Below are 15854 nucleotides of genomic sequence, written 5' to 3'. Positions count from 1 at the left end.
TGCGCATCAGATGACCACCACGAGGAAGCTCAGAGTCGCCACGGTGATCACCCGGTTCAACGGGGGCGCCGGCCAGGTCGCGCTGAACGGCGCGCTGGCCCTGCCGGACGGCGACTACGAGCGCGCGATCGTCACCGGCGGCGTCGGCATGGACAGTACGGCCTCGTCCACCGGCAACGGCGTCCTCTTCGGGGACGAGGCCGTCGCCAACGCCGCCGCCGGTGACCTCACTCCCGCGGCGCACGCGGCCGGGATGGAGATCGTCCAGGTGGGGCCGCTGGTGCCGCAGATCTCGCCGCGCGACGACATGGCGGCACTGCGCACGCTGACCCGCGTGCTGGCGGACGGACGCTACGACGTCGTCCACACCCACAGCGCCAAGGGCGGCGTGATCGGACGGGTCGCGGCGGCCCGCGCCGGGGTGCCGCGCATCGTGCACACGTGGCACGGGTTCCCGTTCAACGAGTTCCAGTCGTGGGCGCGGCGACGCGTATATATAGGTCTCGAACGGATCGCCGCCAAACGCACCGACGCGTTCCTCGCGATCGGGTCGGAGACGGTGACGACGGCGCTGCGCCTCGGGCTGACGACGCCGGAGCGGGTCCGGCTGTCGTGGCCCGCCGTGGACGTGGACGCCTACGCGACCGCGCCCGGCTCCCGCGCGCAGGCCCGCCGCCGCCTCGACCTGCCGCTCGGCGTGAAGGTCGTCGGGTCGGTCGGCCGGCTGACGTTCCAGAAGGGCCCGGAGGTCTTCGCCCGCGCGATCGCCCGGCTGCCGGACGACGTGTTCGGCCTGTGGGTCGGCGGCGGCCCGATGGCCGGCGAGCTGGAGGCCCTCACCGCCAGGCTCGGCATCGGCGAGCGGATGCGCTGGCTCGGGCACCGCGGCGACGTCGCCGCCGTGCTGCCCGCGTTCGACGTGATGGCGATGGCGAGCCGCTGGGAGGGGCTGCCGTGCGTGCTGGTCGAGGCGATCGGGGCGGGGATCCCGCTGGTCGCGACGGCCGTCCCGTCCAACCAGGACCTGGTGCTCGCCGGTGAGACCGGGATGCTCGTCCGGCCCGAGGACCCCGAGGGCCTGGCGGGCGCGGTGTCGGCGCTGCTGGACGACCCGGCCGCCGCCGCGCGGATGGCCGAGCGCGCCCGCGCCCGGGTCGGCTCCTGGTTCTCGCCCGCGCACCTCGGGACCGTCCTGGACGAGACCTACCGAGGGAACTCCGGCCGCCCATGACCACGATGATCGAGGCCCCGCCCGGCGCCGAGCAGCCCGCGCCGCCGCTGAGACGCGGCACGCGGCTCACCGCCGTGGTGCTGGTCGCGGGCATCGCCTCGCTGCCGATGCTGATGCCGGCCGGGCTCGCGCCCGGCCCCGGCAACACCGGCCTGCCCGACCTCGCACTCGTCGGCGTCACCGCGACGATGCTGATGTGGGCGGGGACGCGGCGGCTGCCCGTCCGGTGGCCGTTCCTCCTGCCGACCCTGCTGACGATCATCGCGGGCGGGATCGCCGCCATCGTCAACGACGCGGGCGCGCTCACCCTGGTCAAGGACCTGTTCGTGCTCCTGTGGGCGGTGAGCATCGCCAACCTCGGCCGCGACCCGTCGCTGCTGAAGGTCGCGCTCCGCGCGTTCGTCTGGATCGGGACCTGCTACGCCATCGTCATGATCGTCGGCTTCGTGCTGGGGATCGAGGCCATGTCCGGCAAGCAGCTCGACGGCGAACGCGCGATGTTCACGTTCGGCGACGCCAACTACGCGTCCAACTGGTTCATCTGCATCTTCTTCATCTCGCGGGCGACCCGCTTCCCGGAGACGCCGAAGCGGCGCTGGGCGGTCTGCGGGATCCTGCTCGCCGCCGAGGTCCTGACCGGCTCGAACGGCGGGCTGCTCGCGCTCGTCATCGCGATCCTGCTCGGCTACCTGTTCCGGCTGTTCCGCGAGGGCAAGGCGCACCACGCCATCGCCGTCGGCGCGTTCGCCGTGTTCGTCGCCGGTGCCGGAACCACGGTCGTCACGCAGGTCAACATCCAGCCGCTGCTGGACCAGGCGAGCGCCGCGTCGCCCATCCTGCGCGACTCCATCGGGCGGACCACCGGGGAGAGCACCCAGTCGCGCAGCACCGTCCTCGCCACCACCATCCAGATGATCGACGACCAGACGCACCCGTGGGGCATCGGACCCGGCCAGACCGAGAAGCAGATGCTGGTGCGGCAGGAGACCTACGTCCGCGAGGCGCACAACGACTATGTGGCGTCCGTCCTGGAACGCGGCTTCCTCGGGGGCGCCGCGCTCATCGTGCTCGTGTTCGTCCTGCTGCTGCGGTGCGTGCGCATCGCCCGCCGCGGCGCGCTGACCGGCGAGTACGCGCGGCTCGTCCCGCGGCCGGAGCTGTTCGGCGCGCTCGTCGCCGTCTTCCTCATCTCCGGCCTCTTCTACGAGACCCTCCACTACCGCCACGGCTGGGCGCTCTTCGGCCTGATAGCCGCCCTAGATCTCTTCGGAGGCGAGGAGGCCCGATGACGGACACGCAGGAGTCGCGCCCCGTGCTCGCGCCCGCGCAGGAGTCGCGGCTGCGGCGGCGGCTGATCGCGCTCGTCGCCGGCAACATGGCCGGACGGGTCGGCGCGCTCGCCTCGCTCGGCCTCGCCACGATCATGGTGGCGCGGATCGGCGGGCCCAAGCTCGTCGGCGCGTTCACCCTCGTCCGGATCCTGCCGGGTCTGCTCTGCCAGCTGTCGAGCGCCGGGCTGCCGGGCGCGGCGCCGTTCTTCCTCGCCCGCGACGACTACGACCAGAGCCGGGTGCGGCCCACGCTGGCGTGGCTGACCGTCATCGGCGCCGTGGTCGCCGGGGTCGGCTGGCTGGCCCTCAGCCCGCTGGTCTACCTGGTGTTCTTCAAGTCGTTCGGGATATGGATCGCGGTCGCGGCGGCGGCGCCGTCCTTCACCCAGGGCTTCGTGTCCGTCGGCAAGGGCCTGCTCCAGGGGACCGACGACCAGCCCGGCGCGAGCCTCGCCATCGCCGTCGAGGAGTTCGTGTTCCTGCCGATCTACCTCGTGATCCTGACCGGCTGGTACGGGCCGGGCGCGCTGATCACCGGGCTCGTCCTCGCCGACATCGCCGCCGCCGCGTGGATCGCCCGGCGGCTCGCCCGGCGCGGCTTCTTCGCCGGGTGGGGGCGCCCCGACCGGCGGCTCGGCCGGACCATCGCCGGGTACGGGTTCCGCGGCTACCTCGGCCAGCTCATCGACCTGCTGCAACTCCGGTTCGACATGGCGCTGCTCGGCGCGCTCGCCGGCCCGAAGGTGCTCGGCGTCTACACGGTCGCGAGCAAGTTCGCCGAGCTGGTGCAGCTGCCGGGGCTCGCCGTGAACTACGTCCTGTACCCCGACTTCGCCAAGGAGGACCGGGAGACGGCGACGAAGCGGACGTCCCGCCTGATCCTGCCCGCGCTCGCCGTCTCGGCACTCGCCGCGCTGCCGCTCGCCCTCATCGCCGGGACGGCACTGCCCTGGGTGTTCGGGGACGTCTTCGACGACGCGGTCCTGCCCACCTACATCCGGCTCGCCGGAGTCGTCACGTTCGGCGTCACCGGGCTCGTCATGGCTTACCTCTACGGGGTCGGACGGCCCGGCGCCGCGTCCACCGGGCAGGGCATCGGCCTCGTGGTCGTCGTCGTCCTCGGCGCGTTCCTGATCCCCGCGCACGGCGCGGTCGGCGCCGCGATCGCCACGTCCATCTCCTTCGTCGCCACCACGGCCGCGCTGCTGGTCTGGTTCCAGCACGTCAAGAACTCCGCGTCCAAGAACAAGGGGTGACCCCATGTCCGAGCTTGCGAGCCGTCCCGTCGACCCGTGCGACGGCGTCCCCCCGTCCCGGCCGCGCCGCGTGCTGGACGTCGCCGGCGCGGTCACCGGCCTGCTCCTGCTCAGCGTCCCGCTGCTGGTCATCTACCTGCTGGTGCGGGCGTCCAGCCCGGGTCCCGGCGTGTTCCGGCAGACCCGGGTCGGGCAGGGCGGGCGGCCGTTCACCATGTACAAGTTCCGGACGATGCGGCAGGGCGCCCGCGGCCTCGCCGTCACCGCCAACTGCGACCCGCGGCTGACGAAGGTCGGCAAGCTGCTGCGGCAGTGGTCGCTGGACGAGCTGCCGCAGCTGATGAACGTCCTGCGCGGCCAGATGACGCTCGTCGGGCCGCGTCCGGAGACCTACGACCTCGCCGTCCACTACGGCCCGGACTGCCGCTGGATCTTCGACCACCGGCCCGGCCTGACCGGCGTGTCCGAGGTGCGGCTCCGCGACTTCGACGTCCTCGGACCGGGCGAGGAGGTCGACCTCGTCAACTACATCGAGCGGATCGTCCCCGCGCGGGTCGCGGTCGACGCCGTCTACCTGCGGGAACCGTCGATGCGCGCCACGCTCGGCGCGATCTGGGACACCGTCAAGCACATCCTCGGCATCCCGGTCCCGCCCCTCCCGGTGCACGTCGCCGGGCCGAGGGACGCCCAGGACAAGCCGATCCGCCGCGCCGAGGAGCCCGGCTCCGCCGCCTGAGCCACGGAGAGTGACCGCCATGGACGTCCGGGACGTCCGGTTCAAGATCTCGGCCACCGCGGCCATCGTCGTCCTGGCGGCCGGATGCCTGCTCTACCTGCAGCACCGGGCGTCCGGCTACCAGCCGTACCGGGGCCCGCTCGCGTCCCCGGGGACCCCGGCCGCCGAACCCGGCAAGACGCACCGGATCGCCCTGAACACCCAGCCGTCGGACTACCCGCGCCTCCGCGAACTCGGCTACGACCTGGTCGACGTCAAAGCGGACCCGTCACTGGTCACGGGCGTCCCGGCCGGAATGCGGGCGCTCCTCTGGGTCGGCAACTTCACCTGCGACGGCTTCGAGCTCGACTGGAAGGACTTCCAGCAGGCCGTCCAGCGGTTCGGGCGCGACCCCAAGGTGTACGGGTGGTACCTGTCGGACGAGCCGAACCCCCGCGAGTGCCCGGAGATCGCCGGGGAGATCCGCCGCCGCGCCGCCTACGTCAAGGAGCACGCGCCCGGCCAGGTCTCGTTCATCTCGCTGACCGACTGGCCGATGAAGCCCCTCACCCCGGACCGCGTCGGCGTCGACCTGGTCGGCCTCGACCCCTACCCCTGCAAGGGCTCGTCCAGGACCCGCGAGCACTGCGACATCGGGGCGATCGACCGGATGGTCCGGATGGCGGACGCCGCCGGCATCCCGCGCGCCAAGATCGCGCCCGTCCTGCAGGCGTTCGGGCAGAGCTGCTCCAAGGGCGACCGGCAGTACTGGATGCCGACCGAGGACCAGTTCCGCAAGATCCTCGCCCGCTGGGACCGCCTCACCCCGCGCCCGCCCCTGGAGATCTCCTACTCCTGGGGCCGCCAGGACGAGTGGGCGTGCCCGTCCCTCTCCGACGCGGCCGGCGGCGCCCACCCCGACCTGCAAAGCCTGCTGAAGGCCAGGAACACGGCCCGCTGAGCTACTTCCCGCCCGGCTGGTCGGCCACCGCCGGCTGCGAATTCCCAGGCGTGGGAAACTCCAGCGACCCGAGCCGCAAAGCGGCGACTTCCAGAACCCCGACGACCAGAACGAACGCAACGGCCACCAGGCCGAGCTTCCTGCGGCTCAACCCGCACACCCCTTAAATCCCCCAACAACCAGGCAATTCTAACACCCTGTGATCAACGCCCAGGTCCCGGACATGCCCTCAGCAACCGTTTGTGACACGTCTGCAATCCAGCTCAGGCGCCCCCAGGGCGCCTGAGCTCCGAATCAAAGCAACCGGCTCGTGAGATTCGCCGCGCGCGCGTTCAAGCAGTTGCCGGTGGCCAGGTCGAAGGCGAAATTGTGGGCCAGGCAGTGGATGCGGCCGTCGCGGACCACGGCGCCGACCGACAGGTCCTCGCCGGCGTGCGGGCAGTAGCGGGGGATGTCGTAGCGGGCGCCGTCGCAGGAGACGGTGATGCGCTCGCTCTCGTCCCGTCCGGTCTCGTAGGCCTCGACGGCCTGCAGCGCGGGCGCGTTGGCGTGCTTGAGCAGGCCGACCAGGTAGTCGTTGTAGACGTCGGGGTCGCGGTAGAGGCTGAGGCGGAAGGAGATGAGGAGGTCCTCCCAGGCCATCCGGCCGGAGAGGACGGCGTCCAGCCAGCGGCCCGCGGTGGTGATGCGGTAGTGCGGGCGGACGGCGGGGGACGCCTCCGCCACGGTGAGGCCGTCCGCGGAGAAGTCGACGTCCCAGGTGCCGCCGTTGGGGCCGGTGATCTCGAACCGGACGATCATCGCGATCTGGCGGAGGAAGTAGTCGCTGAGGCCGCCCAGGTAGGTGAAGTGGGCGATGAACCGGTCGGCCAGGCCGGGGCCGGGTTCGGGGTAGTCCGCCATGACGCCGGCGATGGCGGCGGCGCGGTCGGCGGCGTAGCGCTCGAGGTAGGCGTCGCGGTCGGCGTCGGCGAAGGAGAACTCCGCCGAGACCGGGTCGCGGGTGATCACGCCCGTGTCGAGGTCGATGGCGTCGCCGGGCTTGAAGTGGTCCCAGCGCTGCCCCGGGAGGTGCTCGCGCAGCCACTCGGTGGAGGTCTCCGGGTCGCAGAACGCACCCTCCTCCTGGCCGAGCACCCAGTTGAGGTGGTCGACCTCCGCGTCCAGGAAGCACGGCGGCCCGGCGAACGGGACGGCCAGCTCCGGTTCGGTCTGCCGGACGAGCCGCTGCGCCGCGCGGAGCTTGGAGATCCGCTTGGCCGTCGAGACCGCCGCCATCTCGGCGGCCGGGTACTCGTAGCAGATCGGGTGCCAGGACGCCCCGGACGTCTGCAGCGCCATCAGGTCCAGCCGGTCGCCCGCGAGGTGCTTGGCGCGGCGGGCCTGCGCGGCGGTGAGCCGCGCGTCGTTGCAGTGCAGGATTCCGCGGCCGTCCGCCACGATCAAAAAGGCGGCATCGTGGCACATCGGCGACAGTTCCGGAATGACGGTAAGCCAGGACCCCCGATTGTCAAGCGGGAATTTCTCCCAGGGTGCCACCTCGATTACCTGGCGGCCGCCGGCGGCGGCCGCCATGCGCTCCCGGAAGGCGGGTCCGGGATAACACGGAATGAGGATTCTGGTCCGCGCCGGAAGGCGTTCGATGACCCACGGGTCGAAGTGATCTAGATGCTCGTGCGAGACCGCCACCCAGTCGGCGTCGAGCATCGGGTCGAGTTCGAGGTGATCGTTCCTCGGATACTGGTGCCAGGCGCCGAGAAAGGCCCCGGTTGGAGCGAGCCATGGGTCCGCGAGCAGGTGGAACGCGGTCGCGTCCACCGCCACCCCCGCATGTCCGATAAATGTGACCGTAGGCATGCGAAGACTGTCTCGCCCGGGGCCCGCCGGCACACCCGCCGGAATGCGCAATGCGGCTACGTCACCGGCATGAAAAGCTTTCTGACCGGGCGCCCATATTAAGGGTGGGACGCCCTGGTAAAGGGCGAAGTTCACCGCCTTCCCAGGTATGACCGCTACCGGTCATACACGGGTCTCTTGCGGCCAATTGACTGGACATCGCAGGGGCCGCCGGGTGACGGTCGTCAGGGTGCTGGAATAGCGGACGGGGGTCCTCATGAACAACGGGCGGGCTCGGTCTTCGCCGGCGGACGCCCCCGCGGGCGTGGGGACGCTCGCGGGCGCCGCGGGGCACGGGGCCCACGACCACGCGGGCGCGTCCGGGCGCGGCGCGCAGGTGCTGTGGAGGCGGCGCCTGCGGCACGACATCCGGCACGAGCTCGGCACGATCATCATGCTGGCCTCGGCCGTCGTCGTCGCCGACGACGTCGGCGACACCAGCCGCGCCCGCATCGACCAGCTGCTCGGCGAGACGCGGTGGCTCGACCACCTGCTGCGCCGGCTCGACGAGGACGACACCGGGTACGGCGGGGCCGACCGGCCGCCGCCCGCGCCGGAGCGGATCCGGGTCGACGACCTGACCGCCGAGGTCGTCACCGGGATGCGGCTCGCCACCCCGCACGAGGTCTGCTTCACCGGCGGCGAGGCGTGGGCGCACATGGACCCGGTCGCGTTGTGGCGCGCGGTCCGCAACGTCCTCGACAACGCCTGCCGGGTCGCCGAGGGGCGCGTGAACGTGGGCGTCGAGGCAGACCGGGGCTGGGTCGTCATCCAGGTCGACGACGACGGGCCGGGCTTCGGCGCCGGGCCGGGCCGCGGGACGGCCCGGCCCGGGCTGGCGTCGCTCGGGCTCGGCATCGTCCACGACCTCATCTCCGGGTACGGCGGCAGCCTGGAGATCCGCACCTGCGAGATGGGCGGGGCGCGCGTCCGCATGCTGCTGCCCGCCGCGCCGCCGCCGGAGTCGGTCGTCCGGGCGGACTCGCACGCCGACGACTGGCGGCCGCACCCATGAGAATGGTCGTGTGCGACGACCACGCGGTCTTCGCCGAGTCGCTGTCGCTGGTGCTGGCGGACGCCGGGCACAGCGTGGTCGGGGTGACCTACTCCCCCTCCGAGGCGCTGCCGGTGCTGCGCGCCAGGCAGCCCGACGTCTGCCTGATCGACCTGCAGTTCCCGACCGGCACCGCGCTCGACTGGATGCCGCGGCTGCGGGCCGCGTCCCCGCGGACGAGCTTCGTCGTGCTGACCGGCTTCCTGGAGCAGCCGGTGCTGGACGCGGGCGTCGCGGCGGGCGTGCGGGGCTTCGCGCACAAGGGCCAGCAGGCCGGCGACATCCTCACCGTCCTGCGCCGCGTCGCGGCCGGCGAGGTCGTCGTCGACCAGGTGGCCCGGCACGGCGGCGCCGGCCGGCACAGCCGGGCGCAGAAGGTCGCGCAGTTCCTCACGCCGCGCGAACGCGAGGTGCTGACGCGGCTGGCCCGCGGCGAGTCCACCCAGGCGCTCGCCAAGGCGATGGGCGTGACGCGCAGCACGGCGCGCAGCCATGTGCAGAGCGTCCTGACCAAACTGGGCGTGCACTCGCAGCGGGAGGCCGTGATCGAGGCGGCCCGGCACGGCCTCGTCAGCGTGGAGACCGGGGAGTGGCTCGCCGGCTAGCGCGCGATTCGGCGGGCGGCGGCCGGGGGACGGCCGAATCCGGCCCTTCAGGGTTCGGCCCCGACGCGTTAGCGTCGGCCTGGTAGAGGAGGTTTCCATGCCTCAACGGCGAGGCGCGCTGCCCATCTCCGACGCCGGGGTCCTCGACTCCGCGGACACCTACGCCCGCGGCGTCCCCTACGACCGGCTCGAACGGCTCCGGACGAGGACGCCGGTGGTGTGGCTGAACGGGCGCTCGGCGGGACGGCCGGGCGCCTGGGCCGTGCTGCGCTACGGCGACGTCCACCATGCCCTCGTCCACCCGGAGCTGTTCGCCCCGCAGGTGGACGGCGTCCTGCACGGCCCGGCGAGCGGGGACGGCCCCCTGCCGGACGACCCGCCGGACGGCGCGCACGACGCCCTGATCGACATGGACCCGCCGGCCCGGGAGATGCTGGCGCGGATCCCGCCCCGGGAGCCGGTCGACTTCGTCGGCCAGGTCGCCGCCGACCTCCCCGAGACCCTGCGCAACACGCTCTCCGGCGGCCTGTACGCGCTGCTGCGGCATCCCGCCGAGTACGTCCGCCTCCGGGAGGAGCAGCGGGACGAGCGGCTCGTCGACAGCGCCGTCGAGGAGATGCTGCGCTGGTGGACGCCGGTCCTGCACGTCCGGCGCACGATGCAGCGCGGCACCGTCATCGGCGGCGTGCCGCTGCTGGCCGGTGAGGACGTCACGCTGTGGCTGGTGTCCGCGAACCACGACGACGAGGTGTTCCCCGATCCCGGGCTGTTCGTGGCCGACCGGTTCCTGACGGGCCCCCGAACCCACCTGTGCTTCGGGTTCGGGCACCGCGCGTGCCTGGGGGCGCGGCTGGCCCGCGTGCACCTGCGCGCCCTGCTCGTCGCGCTGCTCGAACGCCCCGGGCTGCCGCAGATGGCGGGCGAGCCGGTGATGCTGCGGTCGAGCGTCCGGCACGGCTTCGTCCACCTGCCCATGCGCTGGACCCCTTACTGAACCTCGTCCGCCGGCGGTTCGTAGAAGGTGCGTGGGACTCACGAGCTGGGGGACGCTCAGCCTGCTGACCCTGCTCACCCTCGGCTGCATGGCCGCGACCGTGTGGGCGTGGCCGCGCGTCGCGTTCCGCGGGATCCGCGCCGCCGGGGTCCGCGCGCTGCTGATCGCCGGCTGCCAGTTCGCCGTCCTGCTGACGCTCGTCACGGCCCTGAACGCCCACTACCTCTTCTACGGCTCCTGGACGGACGTGCTGAGCGCCGCCGGCGGCGGGGCGGCGCAGGCGCGGCACCACCCGGCCGGGGCGAACGCGGCCGCCGCGACCCGGGTCGTCCGGACGGTCCAGGCGGGCCTCGGCCCGGGGCCGCGCGCCGAGCACGTCCCGGCGAAGGACGGCCAGGTCGAGCGCCTCGACATCCGCGGCGTCCGGACGGGGCTGTCGTCCGAGGCGTACGTGTACCTGCCGCCGCAGTACTTCCAGCGCGCCTACGCCGCCAAGCGCCTCCCGGTCGTGCTCTTCCTGGCCGGGTACCCGGCGGCGGACCGGCTCGTCTGGATCCACCAGGGGCACGTTCCCGAGGACGTGGCACGCGCGCAGGCGGCCGGCCGGATCCAGCCGATGATCTACGTGATGATGCGGCCGACCGTCGTGCGCGGCCGGGACACCGAGTGCGCCGACGTACCGGACGGCCCGCAGGTCGAGACGTTCTTCGCGCAGGACGTCCCCGAGGCGGTCGCCGAGGCGTACCGCGTCCCGCGGGACCGCGCCGGATGGGGCCTCGCCGGCTACTCCACCGGCGGATACTGCGCGGCGAAGCTCGCGATGCTGCACTCCGACCGGTTCTCGGCCGCCGTCAGCATGGCCGGGCACTTCCACGCGCTGCTCGACACTACGACCGGCGACCTCTACGGCGGCAGCGAGACCCTTCGGCGGAGCGGCAACCTGATCTGGCGGCTGCGGCACCTCCCCGCGCCGCCCGTGTCGGTCCTGGTGGCGTCGGCGGACGTCGGGGAGAAGACGTATCCGTCGGCGCGCGCGTTCATGCGGGCGGCGCGCCCGCCGCTGGTGGTGGACGAGATCCTGCTGCCGAGCGGCGGCCACAACTTCAAGACGTTCCGGAAGTACATCCCGCCGTCGATCAGGTGGCTGAGCGCGCGGCTGCGGGGCGAGTGACGTTGGAGCCGGTCAGCGCCGCGCTCATCGGGCCCGTGTGCCTGCTGGCGCTCGGCGGCGTGGCCGGGGCCCTCGTGCTGTGGCGGCGGCTCGCGGGTCCGGGCGTGCGGGCGGTGCTGGCGCGGTCCGGGCTGCTGCTGGCCACGCAGGTCACGCTCACCGCGTCGATCGTCCTGCTGGCCAACCGGTACTTCGTGTTCTACGCGACGTGGAACGACCTGCTGGGCAACGATCCGGCGAACGTGCGGGTCGAACACGTCCAGCCGCAGGGGGCCGAAGGCGGACTCGTGGACCGCACCACCCTCAAGCGCGACCCGGTCGAGGGCGGGCGCATCGACCACCTCAAGATCCACGGCATCCGCAGCGGAGTGAACTCCGATGCGTACGCCCACCTCCCGCCGCAGTACTTCCAGCCCGCCTACGCCGCCGAGCCCCTCCCCGTGGTGATGCTCATCGCCGACGGCGATCCCACGAGGTGGCTACGGGACGTGCCACGCGCTCAGCCAGTGATCTACGTGTCGGTAGGAGTCCAAGGCGCCTGCATGGACGTGCCCGGACGGCGGGACGGGCTAGCCGAGACGTACCTCGCGCAGGACCTTCCAGCGGCCGTGGCCTCCGTCTACCGCGTGCCCCGGTCGCGGGCAGGTTGGGGAACGGCGGGGATCGAGACGGGTGGGCAGTGCGCGGTGCGGCTCGCGATGCTGCACTCCGACCGGTTCGCCGCCGCCGCGAGCTTGAACGGCCGGTTCGCCACGCCCGCCGGTGACCTCTACGGGGGAAGCGACGGGTACCGGCGGAGCAACGACCTCATGTGGCGGCTCCAGCACGTCCCGCCGCCCCCGGTGTCGGTCCTCGCCGCCGCCGGGACGGGAAGCGAGGAGGCCGGGCAGGCCGAGCGGTTCGCCGCCCTGGCCAAGCCTCCGATGCGGACCGAGACGTCGGGTGCCCAGAAGCCCAAGGACGTCCTGACGTGGCTCGGGGCACGGCTGCGGGTACCTCCCGGGGAGTAGGAGCGCTGACTCCTCCGGGCCGACGTGGAGCCGGATCACCATGACTTACCGTGCAGACATGAGCACTTCAGCGCCGCACGGCCAGGGACGGCCGCAATGGTCGCGGCCCTCGACCTGGCCGGTGTGGGTCGTGCCGGTGCTGCTCGCGTTCATCCAGGTCGTGGGGTCGCTGGGCGCGCAGCACGATCGTCCGGGAAGTGGGTCGTCCGGTGGTCCGCCCTGGGAGCGGAGCAGCGGCGACGCCATGGGGCACACCGGCCTGGACGCGCTCGGCATCGCGCTGCTGCTCGGCGGGCCGGCCCTCCTGCTACTCCGGCGCCGCCACCCGGTGTTCACGGTGTGCGCCACCGCCGTGGTGACGGCCCTGTACTTCCTGCGCGCCTACACCTACGGCCCGGCGCCGCTGGCGCTGGTCGTCGCGATGCTGGCGGCCGTCGTCGCCGGGCACCGGCTGATCGTCTGGGCCGGGACGGGCGCCGGCCTCGCGGCGTTCTTCGGCCTCACCGCGCTGATCGGCGTCCCGGCCGCCGAGCGCGGGCAGGACGGGCCCTTCCCGGTCGAGGAGCCGACCCTCGGCGGGTCGGTCTTCGTCGTCGGCTGGGCGCTGGTCGTGCTGGTCACCGCCGAGCTGATCCGGATGCGCGGGCAGCGGGCCGCCGAGACGGCCCGCACCCGGGCCGAGGAGGAGCGCCGCCAGGCCAGCGAGGAGCGGCTGCGGATGGCCCGCGAGCTGCACGACGTCCTCGCGCACAACATCTCGATGATCAACGTGCAGGCGGGCGTGGCGCTGCATCTGATGGACGACGACCCCGAGCAGGCCCGGACCGCGCTCGCCGCGATCAAGGACGCCAGCAAGGAGGCGCTCACCGAGATGCGCGGGGTGATCGGCGCGCTGCGGGCGCAGGGCGAGACCGCGCCGCGCGCCCCCACCGCCGGGCTGGGCGGGCTGGACGACCTGCTCGGCCGCGCCCGGTCCGCCGGGCTGGAGGTCGAGTCGCAGATCACCGGGAGGCGCCGGCCGCTGCACGCGGGCACCGACCTCGCCGCGTTCCGGATCGTCCAGGAGTCGCTGACGAACGTGACCCGGCATGCCGGTCCCGGCCCGGTGACGGCGCGGGTCCGCATCGCCTACGGTGAGCACGAGATCGCGGTGGAGGTCGAGGACGACGGCCGGGGCGTGTCCCTGCTGGACGACCGCCCGGCCGGCAGCGGGATCCGCGGCATGCGGGAGCGGGCGGCGGCGCTCGGCGGCGCGTTCGACGCCGGTCCGCGGCCCGGGGGCGGGTTCCGGGTGCGGGCGCGGCTGCCACTGGACGCGGGTCCCAGTGACACGTCCGGCGACCCGCCCGTTGAGACGGCCGGTGACACGACCACGCCCGGAAGGAACGCGCAATGATCAAGGTGCTGCTGGCCGACGACCAGGTGCTGGTGCGGGCGGGGTTCCGGGCGCTGCTGGACGCGCAGGCCGACATCGAGGTCGTCGGCGAGGCGAGCGACGGCGAGGAGGCGCTCGCGCAGGCGCGGCGGCTGCGGCCAAGCGTCATCCTGATGGACATCCGCATGCCCGGCCTGGACGGCCTGGAGGCCACCCGGCGGATCGCGTCCGACGAGCGGCTCGACGGCGTGAAGATCGTGATCCTCACCACGTTCGAGCTGGACGAGTACGTCTTCGAGGCGCTGCGCGGCGGTGCGAGCGGGTTCCTGGTCAAGGACACCGAGCCGGTGGAGCTGATCCACGCCGTCCGGGCCGTCGCGGACGGGGACGCGCTGCTGTCCCCGAGCGTCACCCGCCGGCTGATCGCCGAGTTCGCCGCGCGGGCCAAGGAGCCGGCGCCGTCGCCGCGGCTGAACGCGCTCACCGAGCGGGAGCGGGAGGTCATGGCGCTGGTCGGCGAGGGCCTGTCGAACGAGGAGATCGCGGCCCGCCTGGTGGTGAGCCCGGCCACCGCGAAGACCCACGTCAGCCGCACGATGGTGAAGCTGAACGCGCGGGACCGGGCGCAGCTCGTGGTGTTCGCCTACGAGTCGGGGCTGGTCAAACCGGGCTGGTTGCCCTAGAAATTTTACTCTGCGGCGATTCACTGTTGCCGCTCGCAGACACGTGGCAGGGTGGACGGCACATTGTCACCGACGCGAAGGAGTCCGGTGCCGAACGACACGAGGATCCTCGCCGTCGACGACCGCGAGGAGAACCTCACGGCCCTCGCGGCCGTGCTCGACGCGCTGCCCGTGGACGTCGTGCCCGTCACCTCCGGGCAGGGGGCGCTGAAGGAGCTGCTGAACGACGACTTCGCGCTGATCCTGCTCGACGTCGTGATGCCGGACATGGACGGGTTCGAGACCGCGGAGCACATCAAGTCCCGGCCGCGCAACCGCGACATCCCGATCATCTTCCTGACCGCGGGCGGCGAGGCCGGCGAGCAGGCGTTCCGCGGCTACGCGGCCGGCGCCGTCGACTACCTCACCAAGCCGTTCGACCCGTGGCTGCTGCGCGCGAAGGTGTCGGTGTTCGTGGAGCTGCACCGCCGCAACCTGCAGCTCACGCAGCAGGCGCGGCTGCTGCGCCAGACACTGGAGGCGGGCGAGGGCGAGGGCGCCCTGACCGCCTGCGACCGGCTGCTGACGGCGCTCGACGAGCGGCTCGCCCGGGTCGAGCAGGACGTCGCCCGGGTGCGGTCCGGCGAGCCGGCCGACCGGCTGGAAGCGCACGTCGCCGACCTGCGGCTGGCGCTGGACGTCCTGTCCACCGGCGACTGACCCCCGCCGCATCCCCTGCGCCCGGGGCCTTGCCGGGCTGTCAGCGATTACTTATCGTAGTCGTTCCCGGGTGCACCCCGCATAGGCGGCCGCACCGGCGCTCACGGTGATCATGCAGGTCAGTGCGATGCAGAATTTACCTTCTGAGACACTCGTCCGGTTTGTCGCAAGTAAGTACTTAGGGGTAACTTGCACTCTGCGTCACACACGTGACCCGAGTCACCGCGGTCCCCCCAGGACCATGACCCCCGGGAGCCACACATGACCCCTTCGTCCGACGCCGCCCTCGGGCGCGTCCGCTGGAAGCGGTTCGCCGCCGTCGCCGCCCCCGCCGCGATCGGCGCCGGCGCCCTGGTCTTCATGACCGCGCAGGGCTCGATCGCCTCCTCGTTCGCCGTCTCCGGCAGCAGCTTCAAGGTGAGCGCCGACTCGCTGACCGGGCAGGGCTTCGTCCAGTACGGCGGGGTCGACGCGAGCAAGAACGGCGACAAGCACCCGGTGCAGATCTCCGGCATCAAGTCCGCGCAGATCCGCAACATGTGCCAGTCGGTCAAGGCCGGCCCGTTCACGCTGCGGCTGACCGCCGGCACCGGCGCCAAGCCCGTCGAGGCCAGCGACCTCACCCTGGACGTCGAGCAGCTCAACGCCGACGCCACGTTCTCCAACATCGAGATCGGCCGGGACGCCAGCACGCTGGACAAGGGACCGGACGGCAAGCAGGGCGCGGCCGGGATGTTCGGGCAGCAGGCGTCCCGCATCCAGCTGAACAACGTCAAGCAGGTCGCGTGGGCGACCACCGCGGGGACCTTCAAGCTGAGCGACCTCAGCATGAAGCTCGGCGGCGAGTGCTTCTGAGGCCATGAACCCCTACCC

16 protein-coding genes are annotated in these 15854 nt (G+C 72.7%); 14 read left to right on the top strand and 2 right to left on the bottom strand.

The window, feature by feature from the left end; all coding sequences use genetic code 11:
• Nucleotides 1-10 precede the first annotated feature (10 nt).
• Genes E1293_RS15965 through E1293_RS15945 form a run of 5 tightly spaced genes read left to right on the top strand, consistent with a single transcriptional unit; the run spans nucleotide 11 to nucleotide 5494 of the window.
• The gene (locus E1293_RS15965; RefSeq protein ID WP_132198185.1) at nucleotides 11-1231 is read left to right on the top strand and encodes a glycosyltransferase; all 1221 of its coding nucleotides are present in this window, start codon (nucleotides 11-13) and stop codon (nucleotides 1229-1231) included.
• Complete coding sequence (locus tag E1293_RS15960) at nucleotides 1228-2520, top strand: O-antigen ligase family protein (protein WP_132198184.1); 1293 nt, start codon at nucleotides 1228-1230, stop codon at nucleotides 2518-2520. The genes E1293_RS15965 and E1293_RS15960 overlap by 4 nt, the downstream gene beginning before the upstream one ends.
• Entirely contained in the window at nucleotides 2517-3818 is a 1302-nt protein-coding gene (locus E1293_RS15955; protein WP_132198183.1) for a lipopolysaccharide biosynthesis protein, read from the top strand. Before E1293_RS15960 ends, E1293_RS15955 begins: the two co-directional genes overlap by 4 nt.
• Before the next feature lie 4 nt (nucleotides 3819-3822).
• Entirely contained in the window at nucleotides 3823-4554 is a 732-nt protein-coding gene (locus E1293_RS15950) for a sugar transferase (RefSeq protein ID WP_132198182.1), read from the top strand.
• 19 nt (nucleotides 4555-4573) lie between these two features.
• Nucleotides 4574-5494: a hypothetical protein gene (locus E1293_RS15945; RefSeq protein WP_132198181.1), complete on the top strand. Its 921-nt coding sequence runs from the start codon at nucleotides 4574-4576 to the stop codon at nucleotides 5492-5494.
• A 1-nt stretch (nucleotide 5495) separates the two neighbouring features.
• Here the strand turns inward: E1293_RS15945 and E1293_RS47445 are convergent, their stop codons facing one another.
• Nucleotides 5496-5645: a hypothetical protein gene (locus tag E1293_RS47445; RefSeq protein ID WP_165978239.1), complete on the bottom strand. Its 150-nt coding sequence runs from the start codon at nucleotides 5643-5645 to the stop codon at nucleotides 5496-5498.
• Nucleotides 5646-5788: 143 nt separating this feature from the next.
• On the bottom strand, nucleotides 5789-7351 hold the full coding sequence (locus E1293_RS15940; RefSeq protein ID WP_132198180.1) for a Rieske 2Fe-2S domain-containing protein: 1563 nt from the start codon (nucleotides 7349-7351) through the stop codon (nucleotides 5789-5791).
• 256 nt (nucleotides 7352-7607) lie between these two features.
• Between E1293_RS15940 and E1293_RS15935 the strand changes: the two genes are divergently transcribed.
• From E1293_RS15935 to E1293_RS15895, 9 genes are all read left to right on the top strand, one after another.
• Nucleotides 7608-8405 (top strand): sensor histidine kinase, encoded by a 798-nt coding sequence (locus tag E1293_RS15935; RefSeq protein ID WP_132198179.1) that lies wholly within the window; start codon nucleotides 7608-7610, stop codon nucleotides 8403-8405.
• Nucleotides 8402-9049: a response regulator transcription factor gene (locus E1293_RS15930; RefSeq protein ID WP_132198178.1), complete on the top strand. Its 648-nt coding sequence runs from the start codon at nucleotides 8402-8404 to the stop codon at nucleotides 9047-9049. The genes E1293_RS15935 and E1293_RS15930 overlap by 4 nt, the downstream gene beginning before the upstream one ends.
• Before the next feature lie 97 nt (nucleotides 9050-9146).
• Nucleotides 9147-10043, top strand: coding sequence for a cytochrome P450 (locus E1293_RS15925; RefSeq protein ID WP_132198177.1), 897 nt, complete (start codon nucleotides 9147-9149; stop codon nucleotides 10041-10043).
• 31 nt (nucleotides 10044-10074) lie between these two features.
• Complete coding sequence (locus E1293_RS15920; protein ID WP_132198176.1) at nucleotides 10075-11214, top strand: alpha/beta hydrolase; 1140 nt, start codon at nucleotides 10075-10077, stop codon at nucleotides 11212-11214.
• Nucleotides 11215-11216: 2 nt separating this feature from the next.
• A complete protein-coding gene (locus E1293_RS15915; RefSeq protein ID WP_132198175.1) occupies nucleotides 11217-12224 on the top strand; it encodes an alpha/beta hydrolase in 1008 nt (335 codons plus the stop codon).
• 58 nt (nucleotides 12225-12282) lie between these two features.
• Nucleotides 12283-13620 (top strand): sensor histidine kinase, encoded by a 1338-nt coding sequence (locus tag E1293_RS15910; RefSeq protein WP_132198174.1) that lies wholly within the window; start codon nucleotides 12283-12285, stop codon nucleotides 13618-13620.
• The gene (locus E1293_RS15905; protein WP_132198173.1) at nucleotides 13617-14282 is read left to right on the top strand and encodes a response regulator transcription factor; all 666 of its coding nucleotides are present in this window, start codon (nucleotides 13617-13619) and stop codon (nucleotides 14280-14282) included. Before E1293_RS15910 ends, E1293_RS15905 begins: the two co-directional genes overlap by 4 nt.
• A gap of 87 nt (nucleotides 14283-14369) precedes the next feature.
• Nucleotides 14370-14981, top strand: coding sequence for a response regulator (locus E1293_RS15900; protein ID WP_132198172.1), 612 nt, complete (start codon nucleotides 14370-14372; stop codon nucleotides 14979-14981).
• Nucleotides 14982-15242: 261 nt separating this feature from the next.
• Nucleotides 15243-15836, top strand: coding sequence for a DUF6230 family protein (locus tag E1293_RS15895; RefSeq protein ID WP_132198171.1), 594 nt, complete (start codon nucleotides 15243-15245; stop codon nucleotides 15834-15836).
• Nucleotides 15837-15854 lie beyond the last annotated feature (18 nt).

The organism is Actinomadura darangshiensis (assembly GCF_004349235.1).
GTDB classification, from domain to species: Bacteria; Actinomycetota; Actinomycetes; order Streptosporangiales; family Streptosporangiaceae; genus Spirillospora; species Spirillospora darangshiensis.
This window is presented reverse-complemented; position numbering and strand designations above follow the sequence as displayed.